Below are 19752 nucleotides of genomic sequence, written 5' to 3'. Positions count from 1 at the left end.
GCGTAGACGAGCAGCTGTTGATCGACCGTTCAGCTGTAGATACTCTCTGGCGCACACGTAACAAAACACTCTAATAAGAAATACGCCTTCGGGCCTGTGCAGGACACCCAGCAATGACTCCTCGGGTACTGATCGTCGATGACGATCCGCTGATTCGCGATCTTTTGCATGCCTACCTGTCCCAGGAAGGCTACGAAGTTCATTGCGCCGCCACGGCGGAGCTGGCCGAAACCTTCCTGGCCAGCCAGACCGTGGATCTGGTCATGCTCGATATCCGCTTGCCGGGCAAGGACGGCCTGACCCTGACCCGCGAACTGCGGGTGCGTTCGGAGGTGGGGATCATCCTGATCACTGGGCGCAACGATGAAGTCGACCGCATCGTCGGCCTCGAATGCGGCGCCGATGACTACGTGATCAAACCCCTCAATCCACGGGAACTGGTGTCCCGGGCGAAGAACCTGATTCGCCGGGTTCGCCATGCGCAATCGCCGGCCCCCGTGGCGGCGGTCTCCCGGCCGGTCAAGCAGTTCGCCGACTGGGCGCTGGACACCGACCGTCGCCGCCTGATCGATCCGGCGGGCGGTGAAACCCTGCTGACCCACGGCGAGTACCAGTTGCTCAGCGTGTTCCTGCGCAACAGCGGCCACACCCTCAGTCGCGATCAGTTGATGGACCAGATCCGCAACCGCGAATGGGTGCCCAACGACCGCTCCATCGACGTCCTGGTGGGCCGCTTGCGCCGCAAGTTGCACGACGATCCCGCCGAACCGCAATTGATCATCACCATCCACGGCGCCGGTTACCTGTTCACCGCCAGCCTGGCGGCATGAAGGCATGGCAGCGTTGAGGCGACTGCTCTGGCTGATGCTGGCGCTGGTCGCCGGCAACCAGGCGCAGGCGGTGGAGAAGGTGCGCTACTGCGATTATCCGGTCTATCCACCGATTTCCTGGAGCGACGGCAAGCAGGTTCGTGGCCTGGCGCCGAGCGTGGTGAAAAAGCTGTTCGGCCAATTGGGCTACGAGGTCGAGATCGTCGTGCTGGGCAACTGGAAACGCTGCCTGCTCGATGCCGCCGAAGGCCGGGTCGACGTGGTGCTGGCGTACAGCAGCACTGAGCGTTTACGCAGCATGCTGTTTTCCACGGTGCCTGTATTGCGCGAAGAAGTGGCCTTGTTCATCAATCGCCAGCACCCGGTGAAGTTCGAACGACTCGAGGACCTGGCCCATTACCGTGGCGGCTTGCTGTTCGGTGAAAGCTACGGCCCGGAATTTGATCGCATGGTGGCGCAAAACAACAACATCGAATGGGTTTCGGACAGCCGCCAGAACTTCGGCAAGCTGATCCGTGGACGCATCGATTTCATCACCCAGGAGCGCCGCACCGGCCAGCTCTACGTGGAAAACCTGCCCGGCGCGCAAGACATCGTCGCCTTGCCCAATGCCCTGAGCGTCGATTACCTGCGGGTCGCCGTTTCGCGTCTTTCGCCGCTGGCCACGCGCATGCCGGACATCAATGCGCAACTGCAGCGCATGGTGGATGCCGGCGACATCGAGCGCCTGCTCAATGAAAGCGAAGTGACCTACCGCGACATGATCAACCTGCCGGCGAATGCGCGATGATCAAGGCCCGTCCCGGTGGTCTGCTACGGCGCCTGCTGCTGTTCATTCTGTTGTTCAGCCTGTGCTTCACCGTACTCGCCAGCAGCGTGCAGCTGTACATCGAATATCGTCGGGAAATGCGTGATATCGACTCGCGCATGGAGCTGATCCGCGCCGGCTATCTGGCGAGCCTGGAACGCAGCCTGTGGGATCTGAACCAGGAACAGTTGAATGTGCAATTGCGCGGCCTGGTGGATTTCTCCGACGTGGCGCGGGTGCACCTGACCAGTGCCGATTACGACTTGCTGCAAGGCAATCCTGACCCTGTCGGACCATTGCGCATCGAGCGTTTCCCCCTCGACTACCAGCCGCCATCCGGCCCGTTGCGCCACCTTGGCGAACTTGAAGTCAGCACCGATCTGGGCGCGGTTTACCAGCGTCTGTACGCCAGCGGTTTGACCAGCCTGTTGTGGATGGGCGCGTTTCTTTGCGGCCTGGCGGTGGCGCTGTCGGGGCTGTTCTATCGCCTGGTCACCCGGCACCTGCAAGTCATGGCCGACTTCGCCCGGCGCATTGCCAGCGGCGACTGGCACGAACCGCTGCGCCTGGACAAGCGACGCAGCGCCCAGGCAGACGAAATCGATACCGTGGCCCACGCCCTGGATGACATGCGCCGGGCGATCCTCAGTGACATCGACCGCCGGGAAAGCGATCGCCTGGCCTTGCAGGACAATCGCGATGAACTGCAGCGCAAGGTCGAGCGGCGCACCGCCAGCCTGATGCGCGCCAAGGAAGAAGCCGAGGCGGCCAACCAGGCCAAGTCGCGATTCCTGGCAACCATGAGCCACGAATTGCGCACGCCGCTCAACGGCATTCTCGGCATGGCCGAACTGCTCCGTGGCGCCAGCCTCAATCAGCAGGACAGCAAGCGCCTGGATGCCTTGCACAAGGCCGGTGAAGGGCTGCTGAGCATCCTCAACGAAGTGCTGTTTTTTGCCAGGCTGGAGGAGGGCGCGAGCCTGCCGGAACCGGTGGACTTTTCGATCCGCCAATTGCTCGACGAAGTGCTGACGCTGCTCGAGCCCAAGGCGTTGAGCAACCAGACCATCCTGCTGTGCCGGGTCGATGAGCGGCTGGCGCCGCGTCACCACGGTGCCGAGCAATTTTTACGGCAGATCCTCAGCAACCTGCTGGCCAACGCGATCAAGTTCACCGAAGACGGCGAAGTCAGCGTCGAGGTGGCCTTGCTCACCCAGGCTGAAGGGCAGGACGGCCAGCACCTGCGGGTCAGCGTCACGGACAACGGCATCGGTATTTCGCCGGCAATGCAGGCGAAGATTTTTGAGCGCTTCACCCAGGCCAGCGAAGAAATCGCCCAGCGCTTCGGCGGGACCGGGTTGGGTTTGGCGATCTGCAAACATCTGGTGGAGTACATGGGCGGCAGCATCGGGGTCAGCAGCGAAGTCGGGCGCGGCAGTTGCTTCTGGTTCGAGCTGACCTTGCAGCCGGCCAGCGATGTCATCGAGCCGGCGATGGTGAGTACGCCGGGTGCGGCGCTGGACATTCTGGTGGTCGAGGATGTGGCGCTCAACCGTGAAGTCGCCGAGGGCTTGCTGCAACGGGACGGGCACCGGGTGTGGCTCGCCGAGGATGCAGAACATGCGATGCGCCAGTGTGTCGGGCGGACCTTCGATCTGATCCTGCTGGATGTGCATCTGCCGGGCATGAGCGGGGTTGAGCTGTGCAGCCAATTGCGCAGCAGCGACGGGCCGAATCGCCAGACTCCGATGATCGCGCTGACTGCCAGCGTCCAGCCGGCCTTGGTCCGCGGCTACCTGGACGCCGGCATGGACGGCATCCTCGCCAAGCCGCTGAAGCTGGAAAGCCTGCGCCAGGTGCTGGCGGGGCAGGCCACGGCCAGGGAACCCCTGCAAGCGGGCGGGAGCATGGACTGGCAACTGCTGCAAACCCATCGCACCTTGCTCGGGGAGCAGAAAGTGCAGGGTTTGTTGACCGTGTTGCGCGATTCGATCCTCCAGCATCGTGAAGCACTGGACGAAGCGATCGAGGCCGACGATTGCACGGAGGTCGTGCAATTGGCGCACCGTCTGGCGGGCAGTGGTGATTCGTTGGGTTTTTGTGGGCTGGCTTCGGTATTGCGAGAGCTGGAAACGGCGGCGCTGGGCAACGATGAAGCGGCGATCCGTGGGCTGGCGCCGACCGTTCACGCGCAAATGCAGCGGGCGCTGCAAATCCTCGAGGACCTGTTGCCGAGATAATCCCAGGCACACCGAAATCCACTGTGGGAGCGAGCCTGCTCGCGAATGCGGTGTATCAGTCAACACAAATATCGACTGTCAGGTCCCCTTCGCGAGCAGGCTCGCTCCCACAGGGAAATGTGTACAAGGTTGTTACGACTTTTTACATCTTTGATCTTTACGTTCAACAGGGCCTTACATGGCTTTCCAATAATCGACGCAACCGCCGCAGCGCGGTCTTCGAAGCTTATTGGAGATAATAATAATGAACCGCCGTAAAGCTAATCCTTCCCTGCGCCGTGACGTCCTGTCATGCGCCTCGCACCTCATTGAATGTTGAGGTGCCGACATGAACCCAAACACTGATCGCAAAGGCATCCAACTGACCCGCGCCCTGAAAAGCCGGCACATTTTCATGCTGTCCCTGGGCGGCGTGATCGGCACCGGGCTGTTCATGGGCTCCGGCGTGACGATCAACCAGGGCGGCCCGCTGGGGGCGATCCTGGCCTATCTGGTCGCCGGTTTCCTGATGTATCTGGTGATGGTCTGCCTGGGCGAGCTGTCGGTGCAGATGCCGGTTTCCGGTTCGTTCCAGACCCACGCCACCCAATTCATCGGCCCGGCCACCGGCTTCATGATCGGCTGGGTGTACTGGATGAGCTGGGCGACGACCGTAGGCCTGGAATTCACCGCCGCCGGGATGCTGATGACCCGCTGGTTCCCGGCGGTGCCGATCTGGTACTGGTCAGCGTTGTTCGTGGTGGTGCTGTTCGGCATCAACGCCCTGGCGACCCGCGCCTTTGGTGAGGCGGAGTACTGGTTCTCGGGGATCAAGGTGGCGGCGATTCTCGGCTTCATCGTGGTCGGCGTGCTGGTGATCTTCGGCGTGATGCCGTTGAGCAGTGGTGCACCGGCGCCGATGGCGAGCAACCTGATCGGCGACTCGTTGTTCCCCAACGGTCTGTCGGCGGTGTTCGCGGTGATGATGACCGTGGTCTATGCCTTCCAGGGCTGCGAGATCATGGGGGTGGCCGCCGGTGAAACCGACCAGCCGGAAAAAAGCATCCCCCGCGCAGTGCGCAACGTGGTGTTCCGGGTGCTGATTTTCTATGTGCTGGCGATTGTCGTGCTCTCGGCGATCGTGCCGTGGCAGCAGGCGGGGCTGATGGAAAGCCCGTTCGTGCAGGTGTTCGACATGGTCGGCATTCCCTACGCCGCTGACCTGATGAACTTCGTGATCCTCACCGCGATTCTTTCGGTGGGCAACTCCGGGCTGTACGCCTCGACCCGCATCCTGTGGGCGATGTCGAAAACCGGCATGGCGCCGAAAAGCCTGTCGCCGTTGAGCAAGCGCGGGGTGCCGCTGCGGGCCCTGAGCATCACTCTGTGCTTCGCGCTGGTGTCGCTGATGACCAGTTTCGTCGCCGCCGATACGCTGTTCATGGTGCTGATGGCGGTGAGCGGCATGTCCGGCACCGTGACCTGGATTGTCATCGCCCTGGCGCAGTACAAGTTCCGCAAGGCCTACCTGCGCGACGGCGGCAAACTCAGCGACCTGAAATACCGCGCCCCGTGGTTCCCGGTGCTGCCGCTGATGTGCATCACCCTGTGCTGCTCGCTCTTCGTGTTCCTGGCGCTGGACGAAACCCAGCGGCCGTCGCTGTACTGGGGCTTTGGCTTCATTGCGCTGTGCTATGGCGCGTACTTCCTGTTCCATCGCAAGCGTGAAGAGGTATTGGCGCCGAGCTTGCCGAGTGCATAAACCCCGGATTTAGCACATCCCCCCTGTGGGAGCGAGCCTGCTCGCGAAGGCGGCATCACATTCAACATCCCGTTGACTGATGTACCGCTTTCGCGAGCAGGCTCGCTCCCACAGTTGTTTTTCGTCCTTCTGTAGGAGCGAGCTTGCTCGCGATGGAGGTCCGGACACCGCGGGGCATCAGGCAGCCCGCGTTTTCGTTGACGTCCATCGCGAGCAGGCTCGCTCCTACAGGGGAGGCGGGTGATCGATAACCGCCTGTTGGCAGTTGTTCGAAGTTGTAACAGCGCCACAGGCGCAATCTCGAATATCGATAGAAACATCATATAAAACAGATAGATACGTAATTTATCAGCCTGTTACATCGTATTTCCCCGCCAATTGCCGCCTTACTGAACACTCGTTTAGTATGGCCCCAAGTCGCAACACCTCAGACCAATCAAAATAATTCGAGGACTCGCATGACTACCCACGATTCTCTGCTCAGTCAGGTCGAAGCAGGCGTTGCCTGGATCACCCTCAATCGCACCGCTCAGCGCAACGCGCTGGACATCCCGACGCTGAAAAAAATCCACGAACTGCTCGACGCGTTCAACGCAGATCCTGCGGTTCGCGTCGTGGTGCTGACCGGTAGCGGACGCAGCTTCTGCGCCGGTGCCGATCTCGACGAATGGGCGGAAGCCGAAGCCCGCGGCGCGCTGGAAACCTACGGCTGGACCGAAACCGCCCACGCCCTGATGACCCGTTTGCACAGCCTGGAAAAACCGACCATCGCCGCCATCAACGGCACCGCCGTCGGCGCGGGCATGGACCTGACGCTGTGCTGCGACCTGCGCATCGCCGCGCAATCGGCGCGCTTCAAGGCCGGCTACACCAGCATGGCCTATTCGCCGGACGCGGGCGCCAGCTGGCACTTGCCACGCCTGATCGGCGTCGAGCAAGCCAAGCGCCTGCTGTTCCTCGACGAACTGTGGGGCGCCGATCGTGCCCTCGACGCCGGCCTGGTCAGCGATGTCTGCGCCGACGATCAATTGCACACCGTCGCCAGTGAATTGGCCGCGCGCCTGGCTGCCGGGCCGACCTTTGCCTTTGCCCAGACCAAAAAGCTCATGCGCGAAGGCGCCGACCGCAGCCTGTCCGAGCAGCTGAAAGCGGAACTCGCAGCCGGCCTGTTGTGCGGTCGCAGCGAAGACGGTAACGAAGCCCTGCGCGCCGCCATGGAAAAGCGCCCGCCGCGCTTCATCGGTCGATAAGCCCCCGGCACACCCCTCATTCAGCACACGAACAACAGGTAGCACCATGAATTTCCAACTGACCCAAGAACAAGAAATGTTGGTGGACGCGGTACGCAGTTTTGTCGAGAAGGAACTGCTGCCTTATGAAGACCAGGTCGACCGTGCCGACGAAGTCTCCCCGGAGCTGGCGGCGCAGATTCGCGGCAAGGCGATCGCCGCCGGTTTCTATGCCTTCAACATGCCCGAAGAGGTCGGCGGTGGCGGTCTGGACTACCTGTCCCAGGCGCTGATCGAGCGTGAGCTGTCCAAGGTGTCCTGGGCGCTGCACGTGTTCGTCGCGCGGCCGTCGAAAATCCTCATGGCCTGCAAGGGCGACCAAATCAACGACTACCTGCTGCCGTGCATCCAGGGCGAGAAGATCGATTGCTTCGCCCTCACCGAACCGGGCGCAGGTTCCGACGCCAACGCGATCAAGACCCGCGCCGTGCGTGACGGTGACGACTTCATTCTCAACGGCAGCAAGCACTTCATCAGCCACGCCGGCCACGCCGATTTCGCCATCGTCTTCGCCGTGACTGATACCTACGAACAAAACGGCAAGAAGCGCAACGCCGTGACCTCGTTCCTGGTCGACCGCAACACCCCGGGCATGACCATTCGCCGTGGGCCGAAGTGCGTGAGCAACCGTGGCTACCACACCTTCGAAATGTTCTTCGACGATTGCCGCGTGCCGGCCTCCAAGGTGCTTGGCGAAGTCGGCAAGGGCTGGGAAGTGGCCAACGCCTGGCTGACCGCAGGCCGGGTGATGGTTGCCGCCAACTGTGTCGGCCAGGCGCAACGGGCGCTGGACGTGTCGCTGCAATGGGCGGCCGACCGCAAGCAATTCGGCCAGCCGATCGGTACCTACCAAGGCGTGTCGTTCAAGTTGGCGGACATGGCCACGCAGATTCGCGCCGCCGAACTGCTGACCCTGCACACCGCCTGGAAGATGGACCAGGGCACCATGACCGATGGCGAAGCCGGCATGGCCAAGTTGTTCGCCAGTGAAGTGCTGGGGCGCGCGGCCGATGAGGCGGTGCAGATTTTTGGCGGCATGGGACTGATGGACGAAGGTCCGGTGGAGCGCATCTGGCGCAACGCGCGGATCGAGCGGATCTGGGAAGGCACCTCGGAAATCCAGCGCCACATCATTTCCCGCGAACTGCTGCGGCCGCTGCTGCGCTGATCGCCCCGGAGAATTCCCATGTCGCAATCGATTCGTGACAACCTCAAACGCATGCTCGCGCCCAAACACGTGGCGTTCGTTGGCGGCCGCAGCATGGCTCGCGCCCTCAAGCGCTGTGCCGAGGGCGGTTACCAGGGGCAAATGTGGCTGGTCAATCCGCAGCATGACAGCCTCGAAGGCGTGCCTTGCGTACGCAACATTGCCGATTTGCCCTGCGGGCCGGACGCGGTGTTCATCGCCACCAACCGTGACCTGACTCTGACCTGCGTCGCCGAACTCGCCGCCATCGGCACCGGTGGCGCCATCTGCTACGCCTCGGGCTTCGCCGAGGTCGGTGCCGAGGGGCAGGCCTTGCAACGCCAGCTGCTGGACGCTGCCGGCGACATGGCCTTGCTCGGTCCCAACTGCTACGGCCTGCTCGACTACCTGCACAGCTCCGCGCTGTGGCCGGTGGCCCATGGCGGCAAGGCGGTGGAGAAGGGCGTGGCGGTGCTGACCCAGAGCGGCAACTTCGCCTACAACCTGTCCATGAGCGACCGTTCGCTGCCGGTGGCCTACATGGCTTCGGTGGGCAATCAGGCGCAACTGGGCGTGGCCGAACTGATGGACGTGCTGCTCGATGAGCCTCGGGTCACCGCCATCGGCCTGCACCTGGAAGGCTTGAAAAACGTACCGGGTTTCGCCCGCGCCGCGCACAGGGCGCTGGAAAAGGGCATCCCGATCATCGCCCTGAAAACCGGCGTGTCGCAGATCGGCGCCGAACTGGCCCTGAGTCACACCAGCTCGCTGTCCGGTTCCGATGCGCTGTACGACGCGCTGTTCGATCGACTCGGCGTGATCCGCGTCAGTGGCCCGGTGAGTTTCGTCGAAACCCTGAAGGCTGCCGCCTGCGGCAACCTGCCGGCGGGCGACAGCCTGATCGCGCTGGCCTGCTCCGGTGGCGACGCCGGGCTGATCGCCGACTATTCCGAGCGCAATGAACTGGCGCTGCCCAAGCTCGACGAAGGACAAGTCGGCGAGCTGGCCCAGGTGCTGCCGAGCTACGCCAACCTGGTCAACCCGCTGGATTTCACCACGGCGATCTGGGGCGACGGCGAAGCCTTGAACCGCATGCTCGACAGCGCCCTGCGCACCGAAGCCGACGCGGCGATGCTGGTGCTGGACTACCCGGCGGAGTTCACCGGCGAGCGCAAGGAATGCGACCTGTTGCTGGACCTGTACTGCAAGGCGCTGGAGCGTCATGGCAAGACCGGTTTCGTCACCTCGGCCTTCCCTGAATTGCTGCCGCCGCACGCCCGTGAGCGTTTGCATGCCCAGGGCGTGGCAGCGTTGCAGGGTGTCGAAGACGGCCTGGCCGCCTGGGGGCGCATCGCCGGTTACCAGCGCAATCGTCAGGCCTTGTTGGCCCTCGGTGAATCTGCACTGGTGCCGCTGTACCCGCAAGCGCTGGAAGGCGAAGGCCGGTTGCTCAACGAATGGGACTCCAAGCAGGCCCTGCGCGAGTTCGGCCTGCCGACGCCAAACGGTGTGTTGAGTTCGCCGGCGAATGCACTCAAGGACGCGCAAAAACTCGGTTACCCGCTGGTGCTCAAAGCGGTCAGCGCGCAGCTGCCGCACAAGACCGAGGCCGGCGCCGTGGCGCTGAACCTCAAGGATGACAACGCCCTGAGTGCTGCGCTGGAAAACATGCGCGCAAGTATCAAAGCCTACGCACCGGGCGTGGCCTTCGATCAACTGCTGCTGGAGCCGATGGCCAAGCCGCCGCTGGCCGAGCTGATTGTCGGCATCAAGCGCGAAAACGATTTTGGCCTGGCCCTGGTGATTGGCGCCGGCGGGATTCTGGTGGAGTTGCTCAAGGACAGTCGCAGCCTGTTGCTGCCGACCACCGACGGGGCGATTCGCCAGGCCTTGCTGAGCCTGCGCAGCGCAGCATTGCTGCAGGGCTTCCGTGGTCGTCCGGAGGCGGATCTGGACTCGCTGGTGACCGCGATCCGCGCCGTGGCCGATTACGCCTGCGAAAACGCCGCGCAGTTGCTGGAACTGGATGTGAACCCATTGTTGGTCGGTGCCGATGGCACGACCGCGGTCGACGCGTTGATTCGCCTCGGCCATGAATGAGGACCTGAACATGCAAGATAAAACCTTGACCGGTGGCCAGGCGCTGGTGCGCCTGCTGGCCAACTACGGCGTCGACACCGTGTTCGGCATTCCCGGCGTGCACACCCTGGAGCTGTATCGCGGCTTGCCCGGCAGCGGCATTCGCCACGTGCTGACCCGGCATGAGCAGGGCGCCAGCTTCATGGCCGACGGCTATGCGCGCGTCAGCGGCAAACCCGGCGTGTGCTTCGTCATTACCGGCCCCGGCGTGACCAACGCCGCCACCGGTATCGGCCAGGCATATGCCGATTCGATTCCGATGCTGGTGATTTCCAGCGTCAACCACACCGCCAGCCTCGGCAAGGGCTGGGGCATTCTGCACGAGTGCCAGGACCAGCGCGCCATGACCGCGCCCATTACCGCATTCTCGGCGGTTGCCTTGACCGCCGAAGACCTGCCGGAACTGATCGCCCGTGCATACGCGGTGTTCGATAGCGAGCGTCCGCGCCCGGTGCACATTTCCGTGCCGCTGGACGTGCTGGCGGCACCGGTCGCCCGTGACTGGAGCAACGAAGTCGTGCGTCGCCCGGGTCGCGGCACGCCAGCGGCCAGCGTGCTGGAGGCGGCGGTGGCGAAACTGCAGGCTGCCAAGCGGCCAATGATCATCGCCGGTGGCGGCGCCTTGAATGCCGCCGCGCAGTTGCAGGAACTCAGCAATCGCCTGGCCGCGCCGCTGTTCACCAGCGTCGCCGGCAAAGGCCTGCTGCCGCCGGACGCGCCGCTGAATGCCGGCTCGTCCCTGTGTGTGGAGCCTGGCTGGAACCTGATCGCCGAAGCGGATGTGGTGCTGGCGGTCGGCACGGAGATGGCCGACACCGATTTCTGGCGCGAACGCCTGCCGCTCAACGGCGAAGTACTGCGGGTGGACATCGATTCGCGCAAGTTCAACGACTTCTATCCCTGCGCCGTGGCACTGCAGGGCGATGCACAGCAGACGCTGGCGGCCTTGCTGGAACGCCTGCCGGCGGATGTGCGCAACGCCGAGGCAGCCATCGCCAAGGTCGCGGCACTGCGTGAAGCGGTTCAGGCCGGTCACGGCCCGTTGCAGTCGATCCACCAGGCGATTTTGCAACGCATCGCCGCCGAACTGCCGGCCGATGCCTTCATCAGCACCGACATGACCCAACTGGCCTACACCGGCAACTACGCCTTCGCCAGCCAGGCCACCCGCAGCTGGTTGCACCCCACCGGCTACGGCACCCTCGGCTACGGCTTGCCCGCCGGGATCGGCGCCAAGTTCGGTGCGCCGCAGCGTCCTGGCCTGGTACTGGTGGGCGATGGCGGTTTCCTCTACACCGCGCAGGAACTGGCGACGGCGGTCGAGGAACTGGACAGCCCGCTGGTGGTGCTGCTGTGGAACAACGATGCCCTGGGGCAGATTCGCGACGACATGCTCGGCCTGGATATCGAGCCGATTGGCGTGCTGCCGCGCAACCCGGATTTCGCTGCCCTTGGCCGCGCCTTTGGTTGCACCGTGACTCAGCCGCAGAACCTCGCGGAACTGCAAACGGACCTGCGCCACGGCTTCAATCGCAACGGCGTCACCCTGATCGAGCTCAAGCATGCGTGCGTTCGCTGATGTTCAACCTTTTGTGGGAGCAATAGGGCCATGCGCTTTTCCGATCTGACTCAACGCATCGCCGGCGACGGCGCTGCCGCCTGGGATATTCACTACCGCGCACTGGCGATGATGGAGCAGGGCCGGGACATTCTGCTGCTCTCGGTGGGCGACCCGGATTTCGATACGCCGCAGCCCATCGTGCAGGGCGCCATCGACAGCCTGTTGTCCGGCAACACCCACTACGCCGAGGTGCGCGGCAAGCGTGCCTTGCGCGAAGCCATCGCCAAACGCCACCTGCAACGCAGCGGGCAACCGGTGACCGCGGACGAGGTCACGGTGCTGGCCGGGGCGCAATGCGCGCTGTTCAGCGTGGCCCAGTGCGTGCTCAATCCGGGCGATGAAGTGATAGTCGCCGAACCGATGTACGTCACCTACGAAGCCGTTTTCGGTGCCTGCGGCGCCGTGGTGGTGCCGGTGCCGGTGCGTTCGGAGAATGGCTTTCGCGTACTGCCCGAAGACGTCGCCGCACGCATCACCCCGCGTACCCGTGCCCTGGCCCTGAACAGCCCGCACAACCCGTCGGGTGCGAGCCTGCCGCGCAGCACCTGGCAGGCGCTGGCCGAACTGTGCATCGCCCACGACCTGTGGCTGATTTCCGATGAGGTCTACAGCGAACTGCTGTTCGAGGGCGAGCACGTCAGCCCGGCGAGTCTGCCGGGCATGGCCGAACGCACCGCGACCCTCAACAGCCTGTCCAAATCCCACGCCATGACCGGCTGGCGCGTCGGTTGGGTGGTGGCACCACCATCCTTGTCGGCGCACCTGGAAAACCTCGCGCTGTGCATGCTTTACGGCTCACCGGATTTCATCCAGGACGCCGCCGTGGTGGCCCTGGAAGCCCAGCTGCCTGAGCTGGAAGCCATGCGCGAAGCCTATCGCCAGCGCCGTGATCTGGTCTGCGACAGCCTGGCCGATTGCCCCGGTGTGCGGGCATTGAAACCCGATGGCGGCATGTTCGTGATGGTCGATATCCGCGAAACCGGGCTTAGCGCCCAAGCATTTGCTGATCGACTGCTCGATCGCCATGGCGTCTCGGTACTGGCGGGCGAGGCCTTCGGTCCGAGCGCTGCCGGGCATATCCGTCTCGGGCTGGTGGTCGGCGCCGCGCCATTGCGTGATGCCTGCCAGCGTATTGCCCGTTGCGCACAAGAATTGATGGAGTCCCAGGTTCATGCTTAATCACAAAACGCTGTTCATTGATGGACGCTGGCAAACCCCGTCCGGCCAGGGCATCGCCGAGGTGATCAACCCGGCCACCGAAGAAGTCGCCGGCAGTGTGCCGTTGGGCGATGAACGCGATGTCGACAACGCCGTGGCGGCGGCGCGCAAGGCTTTCGCCTCGTGGTCGCGTACGCCGTCCAGTGTGCGCGCCGGTTACATCCGCGCCCTGGCCGAACAACTGAAAGCCCGGGCCGATGAAATGGCCGCGGTGATCACCAGCGAACTGGGCATGCCCGTGCAATGGTCGCGTTCGGTGCAGGTCGATGGGCCGATCATTGGCCTGGAACAGTACGTCGAACTCGCCGGCGTGATGGACGAAGTACGCGAAGTCGGCAACTCGCTGGTGATCCGCGAGGCCGTGGGCGTCTGTGCGTTCATCAACCCGTGGAACTACCCGCTGCACCAGTTGATCGGCAAGCTCGCCCCGGCACTGGCGGCCGGTTGCACGGTGGTGGTCAAGCCGAGCCAGGACACGCCGCTGCACGCATTTTTGCTGGCGCAGATGATCGAAGACATCGGCCTGCCTGCCGGGGTGTTCAACCTGGTCAGCGGTCCGGGTTCGAAAGTCGGCGAAGCCCTGGCCAAGCACCCGGACGTGGACATGGTGTCGTTCACCGGTTCCACCGGCGCCGGGGTGCGGGTTTCCCAGGCGGCGGCACCTTCGGTCAAGCGTGTGTGCCTGGAACTGGGCGGCAAGTCGGCGCTGCTGATTGCCGAGGACGCTGATCTGGACGCTGCGGTGCGCTACGGCGTACAGGACGTGATGATCAACTCCGGGCAGACCTGCACCGCCTTGACCCGCATGTTGCTGCCTGCCAGTCGTTATGCCGAGGCGCTGGAAATTGCGCTGCAGGAAACCCTGAGCCTGAAGATGGGCGACCCGCTGGATCCGCAGAGCTTCCTCGGCCCGATGTGTTCCGCCGGGCAACGTCACACGGTGCTCGACTACATCAGGATCGGCCAGGAAGAGGGCGCACGCCTGCTGTGTGGCGGCGACGCGACGCCTGCGTTCGAGCGTGGCTACTACGTCAGCCCGACGCTCTTCGCCGACGTCAACAACAGCATGCGCATCGCCCAGGAGGAAATCTTCGGCCCGGTGCTGTGCCTGATCCCTTACGAAAACGAAGCGCAAGCGATCCAGATTGCCAACGACTCGCCGTTCGGCCTGTCCAGCGGCGTCTGGGCCGGCAGCACCGAGCGCGCGCTGGAACTGGGGCGGCAACTGCGGGCCGGTCAATGCTTCCTCAATGGCGCGGCGTTCAACTACCAGGCGCCGTTCGGGGGCTACAAACAATCGGGTAATGGACGTGAATGGGGGGAAGAGGGGCTCAACGAGTTCGTTGAAGTGAAGGCGATCCAGGTGTGACCGTTGGAGATTCAAGGATAAAGCGCACCGGGCCCACGCCCGGTGCATTGCGTGGTTTTGATCAGGTATTTCATTAGCTTTTATCAGGGGCAATGCAATGAGCGATAACAAAAACAAGATTACTCAAGCGAACCACGAATTCAGCTTCCCGCGCCGCGACTTCTTGAAGTACAGCGCAGCGGCGGCGGCAGTAGCGGGGGCGTTCTCCATGGGCTTGCCGTTTGGCGCCTTTGCCGCAGAAGCCACGCCGAAAGCGGGTGGCGTGTTGCGCCTGGGTCTGGCCGGTGGCAGCACCACGGACTCCAAGGACCCCGGCTCCTGGGCCGACACCTTCACCTTCGTCGGCTTCTCGGCGGTCTATAACACCCTCACCGAAATCGCTGTCGACGGCACCGCGATTCCCGAACTGGCGGAAAGCTGGACTTCCACTCCCGACGCGCGCGTCTGGACCTTCAAGGTTCGCCAGGGCGTGACCTTCCACAACGGCAAGACCCTGACTGCCGATGACGTGGTGGCCTCGATCCAGCATCACCTCGGGGAAAAATCCACCTCGGCGGCAAAAACCGTGTTGGGCGACGTGGCCAAGGTCAGCGCCAATGGCAGTGACAGCGTGGTGTTCGAACTGCATTCGGGCAACGCCGACTTCTCCTATGTGGTCGCCGATTACCATCTGGTGATCATGCCGAGCAAGGACGGCACCCCGGACTGGCAGGCCGGCGTTGGCACCGGCGGCTACCGCCTCAAGGACTTCGAGCCGGGGGTGCGCATGACCCTGGAACGCAGCCCGGATTACTGGAAAGCCGGCCGCGCGCACTTCGCCAGCGCCGAGCTGATCGCCATCGCCGACGGCGCCGCGCGGGTCAACGCGCTGGTCACCGGGCAAGTGGACGTGATCAACAAGGTCGACCTGAAAACCGTGGCCCTGCTCAAGCGCAATCCGAACCTGGTCATCGAAGAAACCAAGGGCGCCCAGCACTACACCTTCCCGATGCTCACCGACAGCCAGGTGTTCCAGAACAACGACGTGCGCCTGGCGATGAAGCACGCGATCAATCGCGAAACCCTGCTGGCGTCGGTGCTGCACGGCTATGGTCTGGTGGGTAACGACCACCCGATCCAGCCTGGCAGCCGCTTCATCAACACCGCGCTGGAACAGCGCACTTATGACCCGGACAAAGCGCGCTTCCACCTGAAACAGGCCGGCCTGGATTCCCTCAAGGTGCGCCTGCAAGCCTCTGACGCCGCGTACACCGGTGCGGTGGATGCTTCGGTGCTGTTCAAGGAACAGGCGCGTGCCGCCGGGATCGACATCGAGGTGGTGCGCGAGCCGGCCGACGGTTTCTTCTCCAACGTCTGGATGAAGCAGCCATTCACCACTTCGTTCTGGTACAGCAGCCTGACCGCCGACCGCATGTTCAGCATCGGCTATGCCAAGGGCGCGGCATGGAACGAAACCCACTGGGACAACCCGCGCTTCAACCAGCTGCTCAACGCCGCCCGCGGCGAAATGAACGACCCGCTGCGCCGCGAGATGTACAACGAAATGCAGGCGCTGTGCCGCGACGACGGCGGGGCGATCGTGCCGCTGTTCGCCAGCTCCGTGGCGGCGCGCTCCAACCGCGTGGTGCATGGCGGGCAGACCGCGCCCTATGGCGAGCTGGATGGGTTGCGGGTGATTGAGCGGTGGTGGCAGGCGTAAGGCCCGTCGCGGTTTTCAGGACAATGAAGATCCCTGTGGGAGCTGGCTTGCCAGCGATAGCGGTGTATCAGTCGACAAATTTATCGACCATAAGTCCGCTATCGCGGGCAAGCCCGCTCCCACAGGTCAAGCGTGTGTCTTCGTGAGTGTGCCCATTTAAGGAATTACGCAGTGAACAGTATTTTCAAGCTGCTACTTCAGCGTTTGGCATTGGGGCTGTTATCGCTGTTTGCGGTGTCAGTGATCATTTTTCTGGCGGTCGGCATGCTCCCGGGCGATATCGCCCAGGCCATGCTCGGCCAGTCCGCCACTCCGGAAACCGTGGCGGCGTATCGGGCGCAACTGGGTCTGGACATGCCGCCGCTGACCCGTTTCGGGCACTGGATCTGGCAACTGCTGCACGGTGACCTGGGCATGTCGCTGGCCAACCAGCGGCCTATCGCCGAACTGGTCGGCACGCGCCTGGGCAACACCTTCAGCCTGGCGCTGCTGGCGGCGCTGGTGTCAGTGCCGCTGGCCCTGTTGCTGGGGATGCTCGCGGCCTTGTATCGCAACAGCTGGTTCGACCGCCTGCTCAACACCTCGGCCCTGAGCGCGGTGTCGTTCCCCGAGTTCTTCGTCGCCTACATCCTGATCCTGGTGTTTGCCGTGAAGCTCAACTGGTTCCCGAGCATTTCCAACCTGGCGCCGGACGCCTCCCTCGGTGAAGTACTGCAACGCTCGGTGCTGCCGGTGGCGACCCTGAGCCTGGTGGTGATCGCGCAGATGATGCGCATGACTCGCGCCTCGCTGATCAACCTGCTGGCCAGCCCCTACATCGAAATGGCCCGGCTCAAGGGCATCAGCCAGTCGCGGATCATCTTCCGCCACGCCTTGCCCAACGCCCTGGCGCCCATCGTCAACGTGGTGGCGCTGAACCTGGCCTACCTGGTGGTGGGCGTGGTGGTGGTCGAGGTGGTGTTCGTCTATCCGGGCCTGGGCCAGTTGCTGGTGGACTCGGTGGCCAAGCGCGACATTCCGGTGGTGCAGGCGTGCAGCCTGATCTTCGCCGCGACCTACATCCTGCTCAACACCAGTGCCGACGTGCTGTCGATTGCCAGCAACCCACGCCTGATGCATCCGAAGGGGTAAGCCATGAGCCTGTTAACACAACTATTGCGGGCGCCGCTGAGCGCCAAATTCGGGCTGCTGGTGATCTTGCTGTACGTCCTGGTGGCCGTGTTCGCGCCAGTATTGGCGCCGTTCGGCGAAACCCAGGTGGTGGGCGAGGGCTTCGCTCCGTGGGGCGGGCAGTTCCTGCTGGGCACCGATAACCTGGGCCGCGACATGTTCAGCCGCCTGGTCTACGGTGCGCGCAACACCCTGGGGATTGCCTTCCTGACCACGGTGCTGGCGTTCCTGCTTGGTGGCCTGGGCGGCCTGATCGCGGCGATCAAGGGTGGCGCCATCGATCAGGGCCTGTCACGGGTAGTGGACATCCTGATGGCGATTCCGCAACTGATCTTCGCCTTGCTGATTCTCAGCGTGGTCGGCACCAACGCCACGTCCCTGGTGATGGTGATCGCGCTGCTGGATGCGACCCGGGTATTCCGCCTCTCAAGGGCGGTGGCGATGAACGTGGTGGTGCAGGATTTCGTCGAAGCCGCGCGCCTGCGCGGTGAAGGCCTGTGGTGGCTGGTCACCCGGGAAGTGCTGCCCAATGCCGCAGCGCCCCTGATTGCCGAATTCGGCCTGCGGTTCTGCTTTGTGTTCCTGTTCATCAGTGCGCTGTCGTTCCTCGGCCTTGGCATTCAACCGCCTACCGCCGACTGGGGCAGCATGGTGCGCGACAACGCCGTGCTGATCACCTTTGGCGACATCAGCCCGTTGCTGCCGGCCCTGGCCGTGGCGTTGATCACCGTGAGCGTCAATTTCGTCGTCGACTGGATGCTGCACAAATCCAGCGGCCTCAAGGAGTGCTGAACATGACGACAAACAAACCTTTGCTGGAAATCCGCAACCTGCATATCGAGGGTCACTACGAAGACGCCTGGCATCCGCTGATCAAAGGCATCGACCTGACCCTGCAACGGGGCGAGGTGCTGGGGTTGATCGGCGAGTCGGGGGCCGGCAAGTCGACCCTGGGTCTGTCGGCCATGGGCTACACCCGCGATGGCTGCCGCATCACCGGCGGCTCGGTGCATTTCGACGGCATCGACCTGCTCAACGCCAAACCCGAAGCGCTGCGCCAGTTGCGCGGCCTGCGCATTGCCTATGTCGCGCAAAGTGCCGCGGCTTCTTTCAACCCCGCCCACCGGCTGATCGACCAGCACGTGGAAACCGCCGTGAAGAACGGCGGCATGAGCCGCGAGCAGGCGATGGCCGAAGCGGTGGAGCTGTACCGGGTGCTGCGCCTGCCCAACCCCGAGACGATCGGCCAACGCTATCCGCATCAGGTGTCCGGCGGGCAGTTGCAGCGGGTCATGACCGCCATGGCCATGGCCTGCCACCCGGACCTGATCATCTTCGACGAACCGACCACCGCGCTGGACGTCACCACCCAGATCGAGGTGCTGGCGGCGATCCGTGATGCCGTGGCGACTTATGGCAGCGCCGCGATCTACATCAGCCACGACTTGGCGGTGGTAGCGCAGATGGCCGACCGCATCATGGTGCTGCGCCACGGCAAACTGGTGGAAGAGGCCGAGACCCGCCAGATGCTCGGCGATCCGCAGGAGGAGTACACCAAGTCGCTGTGGGCGGTGCGCAGTTTCCGCACCGAACCCAAGGCCTGCCCGGAACAGGAAAAACCGCTGCTGGAGTTGCGCAACAGCTGCGCAAGCTACGGTCATCATCCGGTGCTGCATGACGTGTCGTTGAAGCTGTACAAGGGCCAGACCCTGGCGGTGATCGGCGAGTCCGGCAGCGGCAAGAGCTCCACGGCGCGGTTGATCACCGGTTTGTTGCCGCCGACCTACGGTGAAGTGCTGTACGACGGCCAGCCGCTGCCGGCGAACTTCCGCCAGCGCAGCAAGGAGCAATTGCGGCGCATCCAGATGATCTATCAGATCCCCGACACCGCGCTCAATCCACGCCAGCGCATCGTCGACATCATTGGCCGGCCGCTCACGTTCTACCTGGGGCTCAAGGGCAAGGCGATGCGCGCGCGGGTCGCCGAACTGCTGGAAATGATCGAACTGGACCCGGCCAAATACATGGATCGCCAGCCCCGCGAACTGTCCGGCGGGCAGAAACAGCGGATCTGCATCGCCCGGGCACTGGCGGCCGATCCGCAGTTGATCATTTGCGACGAAGTCACTTCGGCCCTTGATCAACTGGTGGCCGAAGGCGTATTGAAGCTGCTCAATCGCATTCAGCAACAGCTCGGTGTCGCTTACCTGTTCATTACCCATGACGTCGCCACTGTGCGGGCGATTGCCGATGAAGTGCTGGTGATGCAAAAGGGCAGGGTGGTGGACCATGGCTCGCGCAGCGCCATCTTCACGCCGCCGCATCAGGATTACACCGGGCTGCTGTTCTCCTCCGAACCGCAGATGGACCCGGACTGGCTCGACCGCCTGCTGGCCAGTCGCGCAACGAACTCAAACCCTACGCTGGAAAAAGTCTAAGGAA

At 63.6% G+C, this 19752-nt stretch carries 14 protein-coding genes; all 14 read left to right on the top strand.

Annotated features, from left to right (window positions below; translation table 11 throughout):
• Positions 1-113 precede the first annotated feature (113 nt).
• The 14 genes from ABTV29_RS16645 to ABTV29_RS16580 all read left to right on the top strand — a co-directional run bounded on the left by ABTV29_RS16645 (position 114) and on the right by ABTV29_RS16580 (position 19748).
• Positions 114-830: a response regulator gene (locus tag ABTV29_RS16645; protein ID WP_433765543.1), complete on the top strand. Its 717-nt coding sequence runs from the start codon at positions 114-116 to the stop codon at positions 828-830.
• 4 nt (positions 831-834) lie between these two features.
• A complete protein-coding gene (locus tag ABTV29_RS16640; protein ID WP_433765541.1) occupies positions 835-1620 on the top strand; it encodes a substrate-binding periplasmic protein in 786 nt (261 codons plus the stop codon).
• On the top strand, positions 1617-3878 hold the full coding sequence (locus ABTV29_RS16635; protein ID WP_433765539.1) for an ATP-binding protein: 2262 nt from the start codon (positions 1617-1619) through the stop codon (positions 3876-3878). Before ABTV29_RS16640 ends, ABTV29_RS16635 begins: the two co-directional genes overlap by 4 nt.
• 328 nt (positions 3879-4206) lie before the next feature.
• Positions 4207-5619 (top strand): amino acid permease, encoded by a 1413-nt coding sequence (locus ABTV29_RS16630; protein WP_433765537.1) that lies wholly within the window; start codon positions 4207-4209, stop codon positions 5617-5619.
• Positions 5620-6077: 458 nt separating this feature from the next.
• On the top strand, positions 6078-6869 hold the full coding sequence (locus ABTV29_RS16625; RefSeq protein WP_433765535.1) for an enoyl-CoA hydratase/isomerase family protein: 792 nt from the start codon (positions 6078-6080) through the stop codon (positions 6867-6869).
• Positions 6870-6915: 46 nt separating this feature from the next.
• A complete protein-coding gene (locus tag ABTV29_RS16620) occupies positions 6916-8076 on the top strand; it encodes an acyl-CoA dehydrogenase family protein (protein WP_433765533.1) in 1161 nt (386 codons plus the stop codon).
• 18 nt (positions 8077-8094) lie between these two features.
• Positions 8095-10194: an acetate--CoA ligase family protein gene (locus ABTV29_RS16615; protein ID WP_433765531.1), complete on the top strand. Its 2100-nt coding sequence runs from the start codon at positions 8095-8097 to the stop codon at positions 10192-10194.
• A gap of 10 nt (positions 10195-10204) precedes the next feature.
• On the top strand, positions 10205-11812 hold the full coding sequence (locus ABTV29_RS16610) for a 5-guanidino-2-oxopentanoate decarboxylase (protein ID WP_433765529.1): 1608 nt from the start codon (positions 10205-10207) through the stop codon (positions 11810-11812).
• A gap of 30 nt (positions 11813-11842) precedes the next feature.
• The gene (locus tag ABTV29_RS16605) at positions 11843-13033 is read left to right on the top strand and encodes a pyridoxal phosphate-dependent aminotransferase (protein WP_433765527.1); all 1191 of its coding nucleotides are present in this window, start codon (positions 11843-11845) and stop codon (positions 13031-13033) included.
• Positions 13026-14441 carry an aldehyde dehydrogenase family protein gene (locus ABTV29_RS16600; RefSeq protein WP_433765525.1) on the top strand — a complete coding sequence of 472 codons (1416 nt, stop codon included), beginning with the start codon at positions 13026-13028 and terminating at the stop codon, positions 14439-14441. The genes ABTV29_RS16605 and ABTV29_RS16600 overlap by 8 nt, the downstream gene beginning before the upstream one ends.
• Before the next feature lie 97 nt (positions 14442-14538).
• The gene (locus ABTV29_RS16595) at positions 14539-16140 is read left to right on the top strand and encodes an ABC transporter substrate-binding protein (protein WP_433765523.1); all 1602 of its coding nucleotides are present in this window, start codon (positions 14539-14541) and stop codon (positions 16138-16140) included.
• A 171-nt stretch (positions 16141-16311) separates the two neighbouring features.
• The gene (locus ABTV29_RS16590; protein WP_433765521.1) at positions 16312-17271 is read left to right on the top strand and encodes an ABC transporter permease; all 960 of its coding nucleotides are present in this window, start codon (positions 16312-16314) and stop codon (positions 17269-17271) included.
• A gap of 3 nt (positions 17272-17274) precedes the next feature.
• Positions 17275-18102, top strand: coding sequence for an ABC transporter permease (locus ABTV29_RS16585; RefSeq protein WP_433765520.1), 828 nt, complete (start codon positions 17275-17277; stop codon positions 18100-18102).
• A 2-nt stretch (positions 18103-18104) separates the two neighbouring features.
• Positions 18105-19748, top strand: a complete 1644-nt coding sequence (locus ABTV29_RS16580) for an ABC transporter ATP-binding protein (RefSeq protein WP_433765518.1) — start codon at positions 18105-18107, stop codon at positions 19746-19748.
• The last annotated feature ends 4 nt before the right edge of the window (positions 19749-19752 follow it).

Source organism: Pseudomonas putida (assembly GCF_050989985.1).
In the GTDB taxonomy this organism is placed as follows: Bacteria; Pseudomonadota; Gammaproteobacteria; order Pseudomonadales; family Pseudomonadaceae; genus Aquipseudomonas; species Aquipseudomonas putida_AI.
Note: the sequence above shows the minus strand (reverse complement) of the source record. Positions and strands in the feature narration are given on the sequence as shown.

Excerpts from the sequence above, each read along its gene's own strand:
- ABTV29_RS16645 (WP_433765543.1), top strand. The coding sequence starts at position 114 with ATGACTCCTCGGGTACTGATCGTCGATGACGATCCGCTGATTCGCGAT.
- ABTV29_RS16595 (WP_433765523.1), top strand. The coding sequence starts at position 14,539 with ATGAGCGATAACAAAAACAAGATTACTCAAGCGAACCACGAATTCAGC.
- ABTV29_RS16580 (WP_433765518.1), top strand. The coding sequence starts at position 18,105 with ATGACGACAAACAAACCTTTGCTGGAAATCCGCAACCTGCATATCGAG.
- ABTV29_RS16640 (WP_433765541.1), top strand. The coding sequence starts at position 835 with ATGGCAGCGTTGAGGCGACTGCTCTGGCTGATGCTGGCGCTGGTCGCC.
- ABTV29_RS16625 (WP_433765535.1), top strand. The coding sequence starts at position 6,078 with ATGACTACCCACGATTCTCTGCTCAGTCAGGTCGAAGCAGGCGTTGCC.
- ABTV29_RS16635 (WP_433765539.1), top strand. The coding sequence starts at position 1,617 with ATGATCAAGGCCCGTCCCGGTGGTCTGCTACGGCGCCTGCTGCTGTTC.
- ABTV29_RS16600 (WP_433765525.1), top strand. The coding sequence starts at position 13,026 with ATGCTTAATCACAAAACGCTGTTCATTGATGGACGCTGGCAAACCCCG.
- ABTV29_RS16630 (WP_433765537.1), top strand. The coding sequence starts at position 4,207 with ATGAACCCAAACACTGATCGCAAAGGCATCCAACTGACCCGCGCCCTG.
- ABTV29_RS16610 (WP_433765529.1), top strand. The coding sequence starts at position 10,205 with ATGCAAGATAAAACCTTGACCGGTGGCCAGGCGCTGGTGCGCCTGCTG.
- ABTV29_RS16620 (WP_433765533.1), top strand. The coding sequence starts at position 6,916 with ATGAATTTCCAACTGACCCAAGAACAAGAAATGTTGGTGGACGCGGTA.
- ABTV29_RS16605 (WP_433765527.1), top strand. The coding sequence starts at position 11,843 with ATGCGCTTTTCCGATCTGACTCAACGCATCGCCGGCGACGGCGCTGCC.
- ABTV29_RS16615 (WP_433765531.1), top strand. The coding sequence starts at position 8,095 with ATGTCGCAATCGATTCGTGACAACCTCAAACGCATGCTCGCGCCCAAA.
- ABTV29_RS16585 (WP_433765520.1), top strand. The coding sequence starts at position 17,275 with ATGAGCCTGTTAACACAACTATTGCGGGCGCCGCTGAGCGCCAAATTC.